The organism is Jejuibacter sp. L23 (assembly GCF_050815825.1).
GTDB lineage: Bacteria > Pseudomonadota > Gammaproteobacteria > Enterobacterales > Enterobacteriaceae > Jejubacter > Jejubacter calystegiae.
Genome location: NZ_CP138199.1, coordinates 4,729,687 through 4,747,201, shown reverse-complemented (window position 1 = coordinate 4,747,201; position 17,515 = coordinate 4,729,687). Strand labels below are relative to the sequence as shown.

Genomic DNA, 17,515 nt, shown 5'->3' with positions numbered 1-17,515 from the left:
AGCGGAACAGAATTTGCCTGGCGGCGACAGCGCGGTGGTCCCACCTGACCCCATGCCGAACTCAGAAGTGAAACGCCGTAGCGCCGATGGTAGTGTGGGGTCTCCCCATGCGAGAGTAGGGAACTGCCAGGCATCAAATTTAGTGTGCTGATATGGCTCAGTTGGTAGAGCGCACCCTTGGTAAGGGTGAGGTCCCCAGTTCGACTCTGGGTATCAGCACCACTTTATTCGGTTAAAGTTCGGCGCTTAAGAAAAGAATTTGTCTGGCGGCGATAGCGCGGTGGTCCCACCTGACCCCATGCCGAACTCAGAAGTGAAACGCCGTAGCGCCGATGGTAGTGTGGGGTCTCCCCATGCGAGAGTAGGGAACTGCCAGACATCAATTAAGAGAAAGGCCCGGTCATTTGACCGGGCCTTTTTCGTTACTGACGTTGAAATTCTTCCACGTCATCTACCGTAAAACCTCTTATCATATTCCCGCTCTGTCATTGAGCTCCCTCATACCCGGTGTGACGGTGACAGGACAATGATATAAAGACCTTAACGTAGCACATTGGGTCACGCTCAGACGGAACTGCAGAGGTAATGCGTCAGGCTGCTTGTGCTTTCCTGCGGGGCAGCAGGATCCCAGGGAAAGCTGGATATGTGATGTCCTGGAGCCTTCTGTAGCGCTTTAACGAGCATCAGGTAAAGGGGATGGAGCCGTTGGCTTTGGGGACCGGGGAGAGAGGGATTCAGGCAATAAAAAAGGCGCTTCCCCATGCCGGTCAGCGCCTTTTATCAACATGTAACGGATAATCAGTTCATGCCGTATTTTTTCAGTTTCTTACGCAGCGTGCCGCGGTTGATACCCATCATCAGGGCTGCGCGGGTCTGGTTACCGCGGGTGTATTGCATCACCATGTCCAACAGGGGCTGCTCTACTTCAGCCAGTACCAGCTCATACAGGTCATTAACGTCCTGACCATTCAGTTGAGCAAAATAGTTCTTCAGTGCCTGTTTTACCGAGTCACGCAGGGGCTTTTGAGTCACCTGGTCCTGAGAGTTAACGGTTGAAACGGTCAGTACGTCAGAATTTACGCGTTGTTCGAACATAGTTCTGTCAGCTCTTTTATTTCTGGTTACGCAAAATTTTCGAAGTATGCCTCCAACGCCTCCAGCTGTTCGCTGGCATCCTCAATGGCGTTGAATGTGCGCCGAAACTGGTCACTGGGCGCGTGCTCCTGGAGATACCATGAGACGTGCTTACGCGCAATTCGGTACCCCTTTACCTCACCATAGAAGGCATGAAGTTCCCTAACGTGCGCGCAAAGTAAGCGCTTAACCTCTGCCAGTGGCAGCGGGGGCAGCAACTCACCCGTGTCCAGATAATGCTGGATTTCCCGAAAGATCCAGGGTCTTCCCTGAGCCGCACGTCCAATCATCAGAGCATCTGCTCCGGTATATTCGAGCACGGCTCTGGCTTTTTGCGGGGTAGTCAGGTCACCATTCGCGATAACCGGAATGGAAACCAACTGTTTAACCGTCCGAATGCTGTCGTATTCCGCCTCGCCTTTAAACAGGCAGGCACGGGTACGACCATGGATGGTCAATGCCTGAATACCACAGCTTTCGGCCAGTTGGGCTATTTCCGCACAGTTGCGATGTTCAGGATCCCAACCGGTGCGGATCTTCAACGTAACAGGCACGTCTACTGCATTTACCACAGCGCTGAGAATCCTTTTCACCAGTTCCGGGTACTGCAGCAGGGCGGAACCTGCCAGTTTTCGATTCACTTTCTTGGCCGGGCACCCCATATTGATATCAATAATCTGGGCGCCGTTTTTCACGTTAATCCGCGCGGCCTCGGCCATATCTTCCGGTTCGCTACCGGCAATCTGAACCGTACGAATTCCCGGTTCATCCACATGCACCATTCGCAGGCGAGACTTATCACTGGCCCAAACTTCCGGGTTCGATGACATCATCTCTGAAACGGTCAGTCCGGCTCCCATCTCGTGACACAGCGTCCGAAACGGTCGGTCAGTAATCCCGGCCATTGGGGCTGCGATCAGTCGATTTCTGAGCTGGTATTGTCCGATGCGCATGAGTTAAGAAATGACCATATATGCCTGCAAGGCGGCGTATATTACGCATTTTTTGCACGAGATGAAAGGCCAAACTTTGAACAATCAGATGTTGTAGATCAATGAATCGTGTCACCGCCGCACGGTTATAAATAATAATCTTTACTAATCAGTTGCTTACTAAGGCATGATGTTTTTGTGCGCTACGCTATTTTTATAGAAACTTCCTGGCAATAATCCTGCCAGATAGCGTTAACGCACAGATTATGTGCTGAAAAACTGTGCCTGACCGGGGTTCTGAAGAAGGGGATGCGGCTATCGCATCCCCGCTGGATTCAGCGCCTTGTACCGGTAATACGGCACCACTCTTCCTTTTCCGCCACCGGATCAAGCGTGAAGCGTTCACGATAGGCTTCACAAACGCCTTCCGCCTGGCTCGCCAGCACGCCGGAGAGCCCCAGCAGCCCACCCTGGACCGGCAGAACGCTAATCAATGGCGCCAGCTCGCGCAGAGGACCAGCAAGGATGTTAGCGACCACGACGTCGGCCTGTAGCCCTTCCGGCTGCTGATGAGGCAGGTAGAGTTCCAGACGCCCGGCTACGCCGTTACGTTCAGCGTTATCGCGGCTGGCCTGAATGGCCTGAGGGTCGATATCGATGCCGATAGCGCGCGCGGCGCCCAGTTTTAGTGCCGCGATGGCGAGAATGCCGGAGCCACAGCCGAAATCAATCACGGTTTTACCGGTCAGATCCAGGCCATCCAGCCATGTCAGACACAGAGACGTTGTAGGATGAGTACCGGTACCAAAAGCCAGACCCGGGTCGAGCATGACGTTAACGGCGTTTTCATCGGGAACGTCACGCCAGCTTGGGCAGATCCACAGGCGCTCGCCAAAGCGCATGGGGTGGAAGTTCTCCATCCATTCGCGTTCCCAGTCCTTATCTTCGAGCTGTTCGATTTTATGGTGGAAGCCCGCGCCCAGCAAAGGATGCTGTTCCAGCTGCGCCACGGCGGCCTTCATATCACATTCGGCGTCGAACAGACCGATAACGTCGGTATCGCCCCACAGTCGGGTTTCGCCTGGCAGCGGTTCGAACACTGGCGTGTCGTGGGTGTCCTGAAAGGTGACGGATACCGCTCCGCTTTCCATCAGGGCGTCTCCCAGCTCTTCCGCGTATGAGCCGGTGGTATTAATTTTCAGTTGAATCCATGGCATGGCAAAACTCTTTCTTGATAAGCAGGTTAATAAACGGTGGCCGGGACACTGGCGCGGCCAAACCGGTTCCCGACCAGAAAGCACAGAAGGCTGACCAGCAGGGAAGGAACAATGGGATGGAAGCCCAGCACTTCTACCTTCAGCGTAGCCAGGAGGGCGTAAAGTACGCCACCGCTAATCATAGCGCTAAGGGCTCCTGCGGCGTTGGCGCGCTCCCAGTAAAGTCCGAGCACCAGTGGCCACAGAAAAACCGCCTCCAGGCCGCCGAAGGCCAGCAGATTAAGCCAGATGATCATCTGGGGGGGATGCCAGGCGGCCAGCAGCAGCAGGGCGCTGAGGATCAGGGTAATCGCAGTGGACATACGCTTAAGTCGTCGCTCGTTGGTGGCCTGTTCCGGGCGCATGCTGAGCCAGAGATCCTTGACGATCGTCGCCGATGACTGAAGCAACTGAGCGTTGATCGTCGACATAATGGCCGCCATAGGCGCGGCCAGAAAGATCCCGGCGGCTACCGGCGGCAGTACGGCAACCATCAACGTCGGTATCACCTGATCCGGAATGGCCAGATCGGGGATCACCGCACGCCCCAGTGCGCCGGCCAGATGCATACCCAGCATCAGGATACCCACCACCAGGGTGCCAATAATCATACCGCGGTGCACCGCCTTACTGTCTTTGTAGGAGATACAGCGCACGGCGGTATGGGGCAGACCGATAACCCCGAAGCAGACCAGCACCCAGAACGAGGCCAGAAACGAAGGCGTCAGAATATTATCTGCCCCCTGCGGCGTCACCAGTTGAGGATCGATATGCTGGAGCTTGCTCACCGCGGCGGGCAGACCGCCTGCGGCGTGAATAATCCCGACCAGCAGCAGCAGGGTGCCAATCAGCATCACCAGCCCCTGCATGGCGTCGTTCAGCACGCTGGCACGGAAGCCGCCGAAAGCGGTATAGAGCGCGATGCTGATCCCAAAAATCAGCAGGCCGCTTTCGTAAGGGATCCCCGCTGCCGTCTCCAACAGCCGCGCGCCGCCGATAAACTGTACCGTCATGGCACCGATAAAGGCGACCAGCAGGCTCAGGCTGGCCAGCCAGACCAGCAGTCGGCTCTGGTAGCGGGCATAGAGCATATCGTTGAGGGTCACGGCGTTATAGCGTCGGGCCAGGATGGCGAACTTCTTGCCGAGTATGCCCAGCGACAGCCAGATAGCGGGCAGTTGAATCATTGACAGCAATACCCAGCCCAAACCGTACTTATAGGCCGCTCCAGGACCACCGATAAAGGAACTGGCGCTAATGTAGGTGGCCGTCAGGGTCATAGCCAGCACGAAGCCGCCCATGGAGCGTCCACCCAGGAAGTACTCATTCAGGAAATTGCCCTGTCGGCGGCGGCGTATGGCCCACAGCGAAATGCTGAATACCACCAGCAGATAGGCGATCAGCGGCAGGATAACTTCAGTCTGCATGGTCATCCTCCAGTGGGATATCGCGGAAGATTCCCCGTACCATAAGCCAGCAGAGGGCGAAAAAGATCAGCGGTACCAGCAGGCAGGCCATTTCGAACCAGTGCGGCAGGCCGGTCAGGCCGGGCGTAGAGTCGGGTAGCCATGCGGCCAGGGTCCAGGCGACCAGATAGAGCAGGGTCAGCCACAGTGCCCAACGGGCCTCTTTGTGAGCCTGAACAAAACGGTTATCCATCTTTGTTCCCCGGGTTGTCAGATAAAGCGGCGATTGTACCTTATCCCCTCCCGGCGGGGCGAAAAAAGAAGGGCCGGTAAAAACCGGCCCTTGCGTGACGAGGAAGATAACTTACTGGAGACCCAGTTTCTTCTCCAGGTAGTGGATGTTAGTTCCACCGTGCTGGAAGTTTTCGTCATTCATGATGCGCATCTGCAGCTCGACGTTGGTTTTGATACCGTCGATAATCAGCTCCTGCAGCGCGTTACGCATACGCGCAATCGCCACATCGCGGTTTTCACCGTAGCAAATAAGCTTACCGATCATGGAGTCATAGTACGGCGGCACTGTATAGCCAGCGTAGATATGTGACTCCCAGCGCACCCCAAAACCGCCCGGCGCGTGGAAACGGGTGATTTTACCCGGGCTCGGCAGGAAGGTGTTGGGATCTTCGGCGTTGATACGGCATTCGACTGCGTGGCCGCGTACCATGACCTCTTCCTGTTTGATGGAGAGAGGCTGACCGGCAGCAATACGCAGCTGCTCTTTGATCAGGTCAACGCCGGTAATCATTTCCGTTACCGGGTGCTCTACCTGAATACGGGTGTTCATCTCAATGAAGTAGAACTCGCCGTTTTCAAACAGGAACTCGAAGGTACCCGCGCCGCGGTAGCCGATATCAACACAGGCCTTGGTGCAGCGTTCGCCAATATAGCGACGCAGTTCCGGAGTGATGCCCGGCGCCGGCGCTTCTTCCACCACTTTCTGGTGACGACGCTGCATGGAGCAGTCGCGCTCTGCCAGATAGATGGCGCCGCCCTGGCCGTCAGCCAGTACCTGAATTTCGATATGGCGCGGATTTTCCAGGTATTTTTCCATGTAGACCATGTCGTTGCTGAATGCCGCTTTCGCTTCAGCTCGGGTCATGGTGATGGACTGCGCCAGTTCGGCGTCGCTGCGCACCACGCGCATACCGCGACCGCCGCCGCCGCCGGAGGCTTTGATGATAACCGGGTAGCCAATGCGTTTAGCAATGGCGCGGTTACGGTCCATATCATCGTCCAGCGGACCGTCGGAACCCGGAACGCAAGGAACGCCCGCTTTCTTCATGGCGTTGATGGCGGAGACTTTGTCTCCCATCAGACGGATGGTTTCCGCTTTAGGGCCAATGAAGATAAAGCCGGACTGTTCAACCTGTTCGGCGAAGTTAGCGTTCTCAGACAGGAAGCCGTATCCCGGGTGGACAGCTACCGCACCGGTGATTTCTGCCGCGGAGATAATAGCCGGGATATTCAGGTAGCTCTTTACTGACGGCGCCGGACCGATACAGACAGTCTCGTCCGCCAGCAGTACGTGTTTCAGATCGCGATCCGCGGTGGAGTGCACGGCGACGGTCTTGATGCCCAGCTCTTTGCAGGCACGCAGGATTCGCAGGGCGATTTCACCACGGTTGGCGATAACAATTTTATCCAGCATGTTCGCCTCGTTATTCGATGACGACCAGCGGCTCGTCAAATTCTACCGGTTGGCCACTTTCCACCAGAACGGCTTTCACCACGCCAGCTTTATCAGCTTCGATCTGGTTCATCATTTTCATTGCTTCAACGATGCACAGAGTGTCGCCTACATTGACTTTCTGTCCCACTTCCACAAAGGCCTTCGCATCCGGACTCGGGGTGCGATAGAACGTCCCGACCATCGGGGAACGTACGATGTGACCACTGACTTCCGGGCTGGCAGGGGCTTCCATTGCCGGTGTTGCTGCCGGAGCCACCGCGTTGGACAGTGCCGGCTGCGGCTGCTGAGGAACGGCCCATTGCTGCATAACCGGTGCGGGCTGGTTGGCGACGGCGCGGCTGATACGTACAGACTCTTCGCCTTCAGAAATTTCCAGCTCAGCGATGCCTGATTCTTCAACCAGCTCAATCAGTTTTTTAATCTTACGAATATCCATGAGTGGGTTCCGTACTCTTTGTTTAGTTTGTGTATGACAGACGGTTAACCGCCGTCTGGAGTGCATAGGTGTAGCCATCCGCGCCCAGCCCGCAGATAACGCCAGCGGCGATATCGGAAAGATACGAGTGGTGACGGAATGGCTCGCGCGCATGCACGTTGCTCAGGTGAATCTCAATAAATGGGATGCTCACCGCCAGCAAAGCGTCACGCAATGCTACGCTGGTGTGCGTGAATGCGGCCGGATTAATCAGGATATAGTCAACCTGACCTTTAGCCTGATGAATACGGTCGATAAGTTCATGCTCAGCGTTAGACTGCAGGTGATCCAGCGTGACGTTCAGCGCTTTTGCTTGAGTGCGCAGCTGGCTAACAATCTCGGCCAGCGTCTGGCTACCGTATTTCTCCGGTTCGCGCGTGCCGAGCATATTGAGGTTAGGCCCGTTGAGAAGCAAAACCTGAAACTTGTCCGCCATTGTGCTGCCATCTCCTGCAATTTTCGGTGATATTACAAAATATACCTTCGATGCGTGGTTGTCACCCCTGAATGTGTTTAAAAAGCCATCAGAAGCAATCGTGGGGGCACATTATAATGATTTCGTGGCATTTAGCAGCTAAATACTGGTCGTATCAGGGAAGATTATCAACCGCAATCGCCAAAGAATCGCGGTTGATAAAGCGTTCTGCGGGGAAGGACACAGAAATGGTGAGCTAGCGCCACCACTGGCGGAATTTGCGATATCGGGTGGCTAAAAGCAGCAATGCCAACAGGGCGTAGATAACCGGTTGGGGTGACAACGTCTTCACGGACCATAGATAGTGGACGGGCGCGAGGATAGCCACCAGATAGACGAAGTTATGCAGTTTTTGCCAACGGGGGCCCAGTTTACGCTGCGCTGAACGGGTGGAGGTTATCGCCAGCGCCAACAGTATTAGCCAGCCGATCAGGCCCAACGTCAGATACGGACGACGGATAACTTCCTGCCCCAGTAACACCAGATTGTTAATACCCAGCTCCAGCAGCGCATAGCTGACCAGATGGAGCGAGGCCCACGCAAAGCACCACAGACCCAGTAAGCGGCGGGTGCGCATCAGTAGCGGCTGCTTAGCGTAGCGCGCCAGCGGGGCGATGAGCAAGGTCGCCAACAATAATTTCAGAGCTGTCCGCCCGGTAAAGTGTTGAATATCCCGGGCCGGATCGGCGCTGAGGTTGCCCTGAAATCCAGCCCAGAACAGCCATAGCAATGGAGCTAACGCTGCCGCATGCAAAAAAACTTTCAGCCAGGTGATTTGGCCCGCTGTCATACGCACTTAGAAATTCTCCTTAAGGTTAAGCCCACGATATAGCGAGGCGACCTGGTCGGCGTAGCCATTGAACAGCAATGTCGGCTGACGTTCGACCTTGAGAATGCCGCCAGCGCCAATGACACGCTCGGTGGCCTGGGACCAGCGCGGATGATCCACGTGCGGATTCACGTTGGCGTAAAAGCCATATTCATTCGGGGCCGACAGATTCCATGTGGTGGGTGGCCGTTCACGGGTCAGGCGGATGCGGACGATGGATTTAATCCCTTTGAACCCGTACTTCCAGGGAACGATTAATCTAATCGGCGCGCCGTTCTGCGGCGGTAACGCTTTACCATAAACGCCTACGCTCATCAGCGTCAGCGGATGCATAGCCTCATCCAGGCGTAATCCTTCCACGTAGGGATACTTCAGCCCGCCGCCGATAAAGCGGTCCTTCTGCCCCGGCATCTGCTCCGGCGCATAGAGGGTCTGAAAGGCGACATATTTTGCATGGCTGGTGGGCTCCACCAGGGCCAGGAGCTTATGCAGCGGGAAGCCGATCCAGGGAATGACCATCGACCAGGCTTCCACGCAGCGCATACGGTAGATACGCTCGGCAAGCGGGAAACGGGAGGTCAGCGCATCGTGATCCAGAGTGAGCGGTTTGGCCACTTCACCGTCGATAGTAAGCGTCCAGGGATCGGTCGCCATCGCACCTGCGTTGGCGGCCGGGTCAGCTTTATCGAGACCAAATTCATAAAAGTTGTTGTAGCCGGTGACTTTGTTTTCCGGGGTTAGCGGCAGGCCGCTTTGCCACTGCGGCGGTTTGCTGAAGTCCAGCGCTTTGCCTGCGGGAGCGGGGGGACGATCGTTGCCTTTAAACCAGTCGAGCAGGCTGGCCTGTGCTGGAGGCGTAAGCGTGAGCGCGGTAGCGCCAATTCCTAACATCTTCAGAATCTGGCGGCGCTGTAACATAAAGACAGACTCTGCCGTGACATCGGCCTCCGTCAACTTTTTGGTTTTCATTCATGTATCCTCCGTCATGCCTTTTCATCAGCATGACGGAGGCGGATTGCGAATGCGAATATGTCACGAAAAATTGAAGATTAGCCGACCTTCACCAGGGTGCGGCCCCGGGCCAGGTTATTGATGATGCGTTCGGCGTACTCCACGGCCTGGTCCAGGCCGATCTCCGTAGCGCTCTGTGCATAAAATGAGGCGGGAAGATCCCGGGCCAGGCGCTGCCAGGCTTCGCTGCGGCGGGCGGGCGGGGTCATCACTGAGTCAACGCCCTGCAGTCGCACATTGCGCAGAATAAACGGCATTACGGTGGTGGGGAGGGTGAATCCTCCCGCCAGGCCGCAGGCCGCCACGCAACCGCCGTATTGGATCTGAGAAAGCACTTTCGCCAGCGTCTCGCCGCCGACGGTGTCGATAGCGCCTGCCCACAGCTGTTTTTCCAGCGGGCGTCCGGCGCCGAATTCCGCGCGCGCCAGGATACGCTGAGCGCCAAGACTGCGCAGATAGTCGTGCGTGGTTTCGCGGCCGGAGACCGCCACAACCTGATAGCCAAGCTGATGAAGCAGGGCCACGGCGGTACTGCCCACGCCGCCGCTGGCGCCGGTAACCAGTATTTCACCGTGTTCGGGCCTAACGCCTGCGTCTTCGAGCGCCAGAACGCACAGCATTGCAGTGAAGCCTGCGGTGCCGATAATCATCGCCTTACGGCTGTCCAGCCCTTCAGGCATGGGAACCAACCAATCGCCTTTCACCCGGGCTGCACCGGCAAGACCGCCCCAGTGGCCTTCGCCTACGCCCCAGCCGGTGAGGAGAACGGACTGTCCAACATGGAAGCGGGGATCCTTACTGTGCTGTACCCGACCGGCAAAGTCGATGCCGGGCACCATGGGGAACTGACGCACAATTTTCCCTTTGCCAGTGATGGCCAGCGCATCTTTATAGTTAAGGCTGGAGTAATCCACCTCTACGGTTACGTCGCCTTCGGGCAGGGACGCCGGGTCGAGCGATTCAACAGCGGCATGGGTCTGGCCGTCGCGTTGATTAAGGATAAGAGCCTGCATCGAAATCCTCCGGGTCATTCAAAAATAAGCACCGGCGACTATACTCGCATGACGCCGTAGAGAAGGCGATTTATCGCAATAAAAAGGTGAGGTAAGCTGCCGCATGTCTGGTAAAATGGCAGTCTCATACAAGATAGTTAGTACTTACTTATATAATAGAGCCGGAAGCCGCATTGAGAAGCCACAGGCTGCTTCTGTACATCCGACGGAGTTAACACAGGGATGCGCTTAACGACGAAATTTTCCACCTTTATGACCCTGCTAACGGGACTGGCGATTCTGGTCACCCTGTTGGGGTGTTCGTGGAGTTTTTATCATTCGATTCATGAGCGGGGTGAGCACCGTCTGAACCGAATTGTGGCGCTGGTAGATAACGAACTGCTGGTGCGCTCGCCTGAGCAACTGGACGATCGTCTTAACGGTATGATGGTTCCGCTGGAGATTGTCCGCCTGACGCTGAGTTCGGGCAGCCTTCAGGTACTGGATCATGAGCTGCCGACCGGCTATCTGGCCGCCGGGCAGCATGTGCGCCTGCGCCATCACTCGGTACGGTTGGTGAAGCACCCCAGCCTGGTGCTGCATCTGACCTGGCGCGATCCCGTCGATGATTACTTCCATTCGCTGCTAACCACGACACCGCTCTCGCTGGCGATTGCCTTTATGGTCATCGTGCTGATATTTGGCGCCCGTTGGGTGAAACGCCAGTTTTCCGGTCTGGAGCTGCTGGAAGGTCGCGCTACCCGCATTTTGAACGGCGAACGGGGAAAAGTCGCGCGTGGTTCGCTACATGAGTGGCCGCCGCGGACCAGTAGCGCGATGGATGTTCTGCTGAGCGAATTGCACAACGCTGGCGAGCAGCGCAGTCGTGTGGATACGCTGATCCGCTCCTATGCGGCTCAGGATGCGCAGACGGGTCTGAGCAATCGCCTGTTTTTTGAAAATCAGCTCGCCATGTTGCTGGAAGATAATGAACAGGTAGGTACCCACGGCATGGTGATGATGATCCGTGTGCCGGATTTCGAAATTTTGCGCGAAACCTGGGAGCGTCACTCCGTCGATGACTACCTTTATAACCTGATCAATCTGCTGTCCACTTTTGTGATGCGTTACCCCGGCGCGTTACTGGCGCGCTATTTCCACAATGATTTTGCTGTTTTGCTCCCGCACAGCACCCTGAAAGAAGCGGACGGCATTGCCAGCCAGCTGCTGAAATCGGTGGATGCGATGCCGCCTACCCGCATGCTGGATCCCCTGGATATGGTGCATATTGGTATCTGCGCCTGGCGCGGCGGTCAGAGCGTGGAACAGGTGATGGAGCATGCCGAAGCGGCGGTACGTAATGCCGTGCTCCAGGGCAGCAACAGTTGGGCGGTCTATGATGACAAGCTGCCGGAAAAAGGCCGCGGCAATGTGAAGTGGCGTACTATGCTGGAAGATGCCCTGCGTCGCGGCGGGCCGCGTCTGTATCAGAAACCTTCAGTGCTGCGTAGTGGTGAAGTGCATCACCGGGAAATGGCCGGGCGCATCTTCGACGGCGAGACTGAGGTGACGTCGGCGGAGTATATGCCGGTGGTTCAGCAGCTTGGTTTAGCGGAGCAGTATGACCGCCAGATGATCTCCCGCATGATTCCGCTATTGCGTTTCTGGCCGGAAGAGACCCTGGCTTTTCCGGTCACCGTGGAGTCGCTGCTGCGCCGTCCATTTCAACGCTGGCTGCGCGATACTTTGATGCAGTGTGAAAAATCGATAAGAAATCGAATTCTTTTTGAACTTGCTGAGGCAGATGTTTGTCAACACATCAGCCGGTTACAGCCGGTCGTCAGGCTGATTAAAGTACTGGGGGCCCGGGTGGCCATTACGCAGGCGGGATTGACCGTGGTAAGTACGACTTACCTCCAGGATTTGGACGCGGAAATTCTCAAACTGTATCCCGGGTTGGTCAGGAATATTGACAAGCGTACTGAAAATCAGTTGTTTGTTGAGAGCCTGGTGGAAGCCTGCAAGGGAACGCGTACCATGGTTTTTGCTACCGGTACGCGAACCCGTGGAGAATGGCAGACGCTGATCGAGAAAGGGGTGAGTGGCGCACAGGGTGAATTCTTTGTCGGTTCAGAGCCCCTTGACAGCAATGTGAAAAAATATTCACGTAGATATCCGGTTTAGCCTGTCGTTTAGCCGGTTTTCACGTAGAATATTGCGCGCTGCATCCATAAGGGGGCCATGGGGTCTGCCGACTGGAACGTCGCAGTGTAATAACACCAGTTTATTTCGTTTTGCTGTAACAGAAAATTGAATAAATAATCAACATTACCCGGGTCAGAACGGGGAAATGTGTCAATCTGTTACGAGTGAAACGAGCTGTACTATTTTTCACCGAGGCAGAACGTTTTTTGCGCCTTGTCGCTGCTTCGAGTGGTTGGTAAAGTAAGCGGATTTTGTTTTCCGCCCCAGCTTTCAGGATTATCCCTTAGTATGTTGAAAAAATTTCGTGGCATGTTTTCCAATGACCTGTCCATTGATCTGGGTACCGCGAATACCCTTATTTATGTTAAAGGACAAGGCATCGTACTGAATGAACCTTCGGTGGTTGCCATTCGCCAGGATCGTGCCGGTTCCCCCAAGAGCGTTGCCGCTGTGGGTCACGACGCTAAACAGATGCTTGGCCGTACACCAGGCAACATCGCCGCCATTCGTCCTATGAAGGATGGTGTTATCGCCGACTTTTTCGTTACCGAAAAAATGCTGCAGCACTTTATTAAGCAGGTGCACAGTAATAGTTTTATGCGCCCCAGCCCGCGTGTGCTGGTGTGCGTTCCGGTTGGCGCTACTCAGGTTGAGCGTCGTGCGATTCGTGAATCCGCTCAGGGCGCTGGTGCCCGTGAAGTTTTCCTGATCGAAGAGCCGATGGCGGCTGCTATTGGTGCCGGTCTGCCGGTTTCTGAAGCCACCGGTTCAATGGTGGTGGATATCGGTGGCGGTACTACTGAAGTGGCCGTTATCTCTCTGAATGGCGTGGTTTACTCCTCTTCCGTGCGTATTGGCGGTGACCGTTTCGATGAAGCGATTATCAACTACGTGCGCCGCAACTATGGGTCGCTTATCGGCGAAGCCACGGCTGAGCGCATCAAGCATGAAATCGGCTCCGCCTATCCGGGCGATGAAGTGCGTGAGATCGAAGTCCGCGGCCGTAACCTGGCCGAAGGGGTTCCGCGTGGCTTTACGCTGAACTCCAATGAAATCCTTGAAGCGCTGCAGGAGCCGTTGACCGGCATCGTCAGCGCGGTGATGGTGGCGCTGGAGCAGTGCCCGCCGGAGCTGGCTTCCGATATCTCTGAGCGCGGTATGGTGCTCACTGGCGGTGGTGCGCTGCTGCGTAACCTTGACCGTCTGCTGATGGAAGAGACGGGTATTCCTGTCGTCGTTGCTGAAGATCCGCTGACCTGTGTCGCCCGTGGCGGCGGCAAAGCGCTGGAGATGATCGACATGCACGGCGGCGACTTGTTCAGCGAAGAATAAGCCGTCGCAAGAGAAGGGGGCTTCGGCCCCCTTCTGATTTCGGGAATACGCATAGCCTATGAAGCCAATTTTTAGCCGTGGCCCGTCACTCCAGATTCGCCTTATCCTGGCGGTAGTGGTGGCGCTCGGTGTGATTATCGCTGACAGTCGGCTTGGTACGTTCAGTCAGATCCGAACGTATATGGACACGGCCGTCAGCCCTTTCTATTTTATTTCTAATGGTCCCCGCGCGCTTCTCGACAGCGTTTCTCAGTCTTTGACCTCCCGTGAACGTCTGGAAATGGAAAACCGGGCACTGCGTCAGGAGCTTCTGTCAAAAAACAGCGAACTGCTGTTAATGGGGCAGTATCGTCAGGAAAACGCCCGTCTGCGTGAGCTGTTAGGATCGCCATTGCGTCAGGATGAGCAGAAGATGGTGACGCAGGTGATCTCTACGGTAAACGATCCGTACAGCGATCAGGTGGTGATCGATAAAGGCACCATGAATGGCGTCTACGAAGGTCAGCCTGTGATCAGCGATAAAGGCGTGGTCGGCCAGGTGGTAGCAGTTGCTAAGATGACCAGTCGGGTATTGTTGATTTGCGACGCGACCCACGCGCTGCCGATCCAGGTGCTGCGTAACGACATCCGCGTTATCGCTGCCGGTAATGGCTGCACCGACGATCTGCAACTGGAGCATCTGCCCGCCAACACCGATATCCGGGTTGGGGATGTGCTGGTGACTTCCGGCCTGGGTGGGCGCTTTCCGGAAGGGTACCCTGTCGGGGTGGTCTCTTCGGTGAAGGTGGATACCCAGCGCGCTTATACCGTGATTCAGGCTCGTCCGACCGCGGGTCTGCAGCGTCTGCGTTACCTGTTGCTGCTGTGGGGCGCCGATCGTAACGGTGTTTCGCCGCTGTCGCCGGAAGATGTGCATCGGGTGGCGAATGAGCGCCTGATGCAGATGATGCCGCAGGTACTGCCATCGCCGATGGGCCCACCGGCACCGCTTCCGGCACCGGCCACCGGCATCCAGCCCGCTGTGCCCGGTCAACGTCCGATGCCGGTTCCGCCGCCGGGAGGCGCTAACGGCGCGCCTGCGACCCAGCCCGCGCCTTCTGTGCCGACTCAGCCTGCAACGCCGGTCGCCCCGGCTTCGGGAGGCCGCTAGTGGCCGGATACCGTAGCCAGGGACGCTGGGTTATTGCGCTATCTTTTCTGATAGCGCTGCTGCTGCAGGTGATGCCGTGGCCGGATGAGATTATCGTCTTCCGCCCCAACTGGGTGCTGTTAATCCTTATATACTGGATTCTGGCGCTGCCCCACCGGGTGAACGTGGGGCTTGGCTTTGTACTGGGGGCTATTCTTGACCTGATCAGCGGCTCTACGCTGGGGGTACGGGCACTGGCGCTCAGTATTGTCGCCTATCTGGTAGCGCTTAAGTTTCAACTACTGCGTAACCTGGCGCTTTGGCAACAGGCGCTGGTGGTGATAGTGATGTCGCTGGCAGTGGATGTCATTGTCTTTTGGGCAGAATTTTTAGTGATCAATGTCTCGTTTCGACCGGAAGTGTTCTGGAGCAGCCTGGTCAACGGGATACTCTGGCCGTGGATTTTTCTGCTAATGCGTAAGGTTCGCCAGCAGTTTTCCGTTCAGTAAAGGTTACCTATGACAGAACTCTATCTCGCCTCGGGGTCGCCCCGGCGCCGTGAGCTGCTGACCCAATTGGGCGTCAGCTTTGAACGCATCGTTACCCAGGTGGAAGAGGTGCGCCGTCCTGGCGAAGAGGCGAGGCAATATGTTCTGCGTCTGGCGCGCGATAAAGCGCGCGCCGGCGTTGCTGCGGCTACGCAAAATTTGCCGGTGCTCGGCGCAGATACCATAGTTATCTTAAACGGCGAAGTGCTGGAGAAACCGCGCGATGCAGAGCATGCCAGCGAGATGTTGCGCCAGCTTTCCGGTCAGACCCACCAGGTCATGACCGCCGTTGCGCTGGCGGATTCCCAGGCTATGCTGGACTGTCTGGTGGTGACTGATGTGACCTTCTGTTCACTTTCCGGGCAGGATATCGCCGACTACGTGGCAAGCGGCGAGCCCATGGATAAAGCAGGTGGATACGGTATCCAGGGGGCGGGGGGCCGTTTCGTCAGAAAAATAAACGGCAGTTATTATGCCGTCGTTGGTCTGCCGCTGGTGGAAACACGGGAGTTGCTGAGCAATTTTCACGCCCTGCGTGATGAACGAGGACAACATGACGGCTGAATTACTGGTAAATGTCACTCCGTCGGAGACGCGGGTGGCCTATATTGATGGCGGTATTCTTCAGGAAATTCATATAGAGCGTGAAGCGCGGCGCGGAATCGTAGGGAATATCTACAAAGGTCGCGTCAGCCGGGTACTTCCAGGTATGCAGGCGGCGTTTGTAGATATTGGTCTTGAGAAGGCTGCGTTCCTTCACGCTTCCGACATCATGCCCCACACCGAATGCGTGGCGGGGGATGAACAAAAAAATTTTACGGTACGTGATATCTCCGAACTGGTGCGTCAGGGCCAGGATCTGATGGTCCAGGTGGTCAAGGATCCGCTGGGCACCAAGGGCGCGCGCCTGACTACCGATATTACCCTGCCTTCCCGCTATCTGGTGTTTATGCCGGGAGCATCCCACGTGGGGGTGTCGCAGCGCATTGAAAGCGAAGAAGAACGCGAACGCCTGAAGCAGATCGTCAGCGACTACTGTGACGAGCAGGGGGGCTTTATTATTCGCACCGCAGCGGAAGGAGTCAGTGACAAGGAGCTGGCCTCTGATGCCGCCTACCTGAAGCGGGTGTGGAATAAGGTGATGGAACGCAAAAAGCGTAACCATACCCGCTGTAAGCTCTACGGCGAACTGGCGCTGGCCCAGCGCGTGCTACGGGACTTTGCGGATGCCGCGCTGGACAGGATCCGCGTAGACTCCCGCATCACCTGGGAACTGCTGATGGAGTTCACTGCCGAATATATCCCCGAGATGACCGATAAGCTGGAACACTATAGCGGTCGCCAGCCGATCTTCGATCTCTTCGACGTGGAAAATGAGATCCAGCGAGCGTTGGATCGTAAGGTGGAGCTGAAATCAGGCGGCTACCTGATCATTGATCAAACCGAAGCGATGACCACCGTCGATATTAATACCGGCGCCTTTGTCGGTCATCGCAATCTGGACGACACCATCTTTAACACCAATATCGAAGCGACTCAGGCCATTGCCCGCCAGCTTCGGCTACGCAACCTGGGCGGCATTATCATCATCGACTTTATCGATATGAGTAGCGATGATCACCGGCGCCGGGTGCTACATTCGCTGGAACAGGCGCTGAGTAAGGATCGGGTAAAAACCAGCATTAACGGCTTCTCACCGCTGGGGCTGGTAGAGATGACCCGCAAGCGTACCCGCGAAAGCCTGGAGCACGTACTGTGCCACGAATGCCCGACCTGCGATGGCCGTGGAACGGTGAAAAGCGTTGAGACCGTGTGCTATGAGATCATGCGTGAAATCGTGCGCGTCTATCATGCCTATGATACCGACCGTTTCCTGGTCTATGCCTCGTCTGCGGTGGCGGAAACGCTAAAGAGCGAAGAGTCTCATGCGCTGGCGGAGGTGGAAATCTTTGTCGGTAAGCAGGTTATCGTAAAAGTTGAACCGCTCTATAACCAGGAGCAGTTCGACGTGGTCATGATGTAGCGCCACGCATTTGCAACA

17 protein-coding genes, 1 tRNA gene and 2 rRNA genes are annotated in these 17,515 nt (G+C 56.2%); 9 read left to right on the top strand and 11 right to left on the bottom strand.

Annotated elements, in window-relative coordinates; genetic code table 11:
• Nucleotides 1–16: 16 nt before the first annotated feature.
• From rrf (SCU88_RS22620) to rrf (SCU88_RS22610), 3 genes are all read left to right on the top strand, one after another.
• Nucleotides 17–132, top strand: a 5S ribosomal RNA gene (gene rrf, locus SCU88_RS22620).
• A gap of 14 nt (nt 133–146) precedes the next feature.
• Nucleotides 147–222 (top strand) — tRNA-Thr (locus SCU88_RS22615).
• 40 nt (nt 223–262) lie between these two features.
• A 5S ribosomal RNA gene (gene rrf, locus SCU88_RS22610) occupies nt 263–378 on the top strand.
• 420 nt (nt 379–798) lie between these two features.
• On the opposite strand, the gene fis is transcribed toward rrf (SCU88_RS22610), so the two are convergent.
• The 11 genes from fis to SCU88_RS22555 form a co-directional block, all read right to left on the bottom strand.
• A complete protein-coding gene (gene fis, locus SCU88_RS22605) occupies nt 799–1,095 on the bottom strand; it encodes a DNA-binding transcriptional regulator Fis (RefSeq protein ID WP_000462905.1) in 297 nt (98 codons plus the stop codon).
• Between the two features lie 26 nt (nt 1,096–1,121).
• Nucleotides 1,122–2,087 (bottom strand): tRNA dihydrouridine synthase DusB, encoded by a 966-nt coding sequence (gene dusB, locus SCU88_RS22600; protein WP_138094363.1) that lies wholly within the window; start codon nt 2,085–2,087, stop codon nt 1,122–1,124.
• A 314-nt stretch (nt 2,088–2,401) separates the two neighbouring features.
• Nucleotides 2,402–3,283, bottom strand: a complete 882-nt coding sequence (gene prmA, locus SCU88_RS22595) for a 50S ribosomal protein L11 methyltransferase (protein WP_175340857.1) — start codon at nt 3,281–3,283, stop codon at nt 2,402–2,404.
• A gap of 26 nt (nt 3,284–3,309) precedes the next feature.
• Nucleotides 3,310–4,749 carry a sodium/pantothenate symporter gene (gene panF, locus SCU88_RS22590; protein ID WP_175340856.1) on the bottom strand — a complete coding sequence of 480 codons (1,440 nt, stop codon included), beginning with the start codon at nt 4,747–4,749 and terminating at the stop codon, nt 3,310–3,312.
• Nucleotides 4,739–4,981 (bottom strand): YhdT family protein, encoded by a 243-nt coding sequence (locus tag SCU88_RS22585; RefSeq protein WP_138094355.1) that lies wholly within the window; start codon nt 4,979–4,981, stop codon nt 4,739–4,741. The genes panF and SCU88_RS22585 overlap by 11 nt, the downstream gene beginning before the upstream one ends.
• A 111-nt stretch (nt 4,982–5,092) precedes the next feature.
• Entirely contained in the window at nt 5,093–6,436 is a 1,344-nt protein-coding gene (accC, locus tag SCU88_RS22580) for an acetyl-CoA carboxylase biotin carboxylase subunit (RefSeq protein ID WP_138094353.1), read from the bottom strand.
• Nucleotides 6,437–6,446: 10 nt separating this feature from the next.
• Nucleotides 6,447–6,914, bottom strand: a complete 468-nt coding sequence (gene accB / locus SCU88_RS22575; RefSeq protein ID WP_138094351.1) for an acetyl-CoA carboxylase biotin carboxyl carrier protein — start codon at nt 6,912–6,914, stop codon at nt 6,447–6,449.
• Between the two features lie 22 nt (nt 6,915–6,936).
• Nucleotides 6,937–7,389 (bottom strand): type II 3-dehydroquinate dehydratase, encoded by a 453-nt coding sequence (gene aroQ, locus SCU88_RS22570; RefSeq protein ID WP_175340855.1) that lies wholly within the window; start codon nt 7,387–7,389, stop codon nt 6,937–6,939.
• Between the two features lie 235 nt (nt 7,390–7,624).
• Nucleotides 7,625–8,224 (bottom strand): protein-methionine-sulfoxide reductase heme-binding subunit MsrQ, encoded by a 600-nt coding sequence (gene msrQ, locus SCU88_RS22565; RefSeq protein WP_175340854.1) that lies wholly within the window; start codon nt 8,222–8,224, stop codon nt 7,625–7,627.
• Nucleotides 8,225–9,226, bottom strand: a complete 1,002-nt coding sequence (gene msrP / locus SCU88_RS22560) for a protein-methionine-sulfoxide reductase catalytic subunit MsrP (RefSeq protein WP_175340853.1) — start codon at nt 9,224–9,226, stop codon at nt 8,225–8,227.
• Nucleotides 9,227–9,306: 80 nt separating this feature from the next.
• Nucleotides 9,307–10,281 (bottom strand): acryloyl-CoA reductase, encoded by a 975-nt coding sequence (locus SCU88_RS22555; RefSeq protein WP_175340852.1) that lies wholly within the window; start codon nt 10,279–10,281, stop codon nt 9,307–9,309.
• A gap of 222 nt (nt 10,282–10,503) precedes the next feature.
• On the opposite strand from SCU88_RS22555, the gene csrD reads away from it, so the two are divergent.
• The 6 genes from csrD to rng all read left to right on the top strand — a co-directional run bounded on the left by csrD (nt 10,504) and on the right by rng (nt 17,497).
• Nucleotides 10,504–12,444: an RNase E specificity factor CsrD gene (gene csrD / locus SCU88_RS22550; protein ID WP_175340851.1), complete on the top strand. Its 1,941-nt coding sequence runs from the start codon at nt 10,504–10,506 to the stop codon at nt 12,442–12,444.
• A 309-nt stretch (nt 12,445–12,753) separates the two neighbouring features.
• Nucleotides 12,754–13,797 (top strand): rod shape-determining protein MreB, encoded by a 1,044-nt coding sequence (mreB, locus tag SCU88_RS22545; protein ID WP_000913396.1) that lies wholly within the window; start codon nt 12,754–12,756, stop codon nt 13,795–13,797.
• Nucleotides 13,798–13,855: 58 nt separating this feature from the next.
• Entirely contained in the window at nt 13,856–14,947 is a 1,092-nt protein-coding gene (gene mreC, locus SCU88_RS22540; RefSeq protein ID WP_175340850.1) for a rod shape-determining protein MreC, read from the top strand.
• Nucleotides 14,947–15,435 (top strand): rod shape-determining protein MreD, encoded by a 489-nt coding sequence (gene mreD / locus SCU88_RS22535; RefSeq protein WP_138094336.1) that lies wholly within the window; start codon nt 14,947–14,949, stop codon nt 15,433–15,435. Before mreC ends, mreD begins: the two co-directional genes overlap by 1 nt.
• A 9-nt stretch (nt 15,436–15,444) precedes the next feature.
• Entirely contained in the window at nt 15,445–16,038 is a 594-nt protein-coding gene (locus tag SCU88_RS22530) for a Maf family protein (protein WP_138094334.1), read from the top strand.
• A complete protein-coding gene (gene rng, locus SCU88_RS22525) occupies nt 16,028–17,497 on the top strand; it encodes a ribonuclease G (RefSeq protein WP_175340849.1) in 1,470 nt (489 codons plus the stop codon). Before SCU88_RS22530 ends, rng begins: the two co-directional genes overlap by 11 nt.
• Nucleotides 17,498–17,515: the final 18 nt, after the last annotated feature.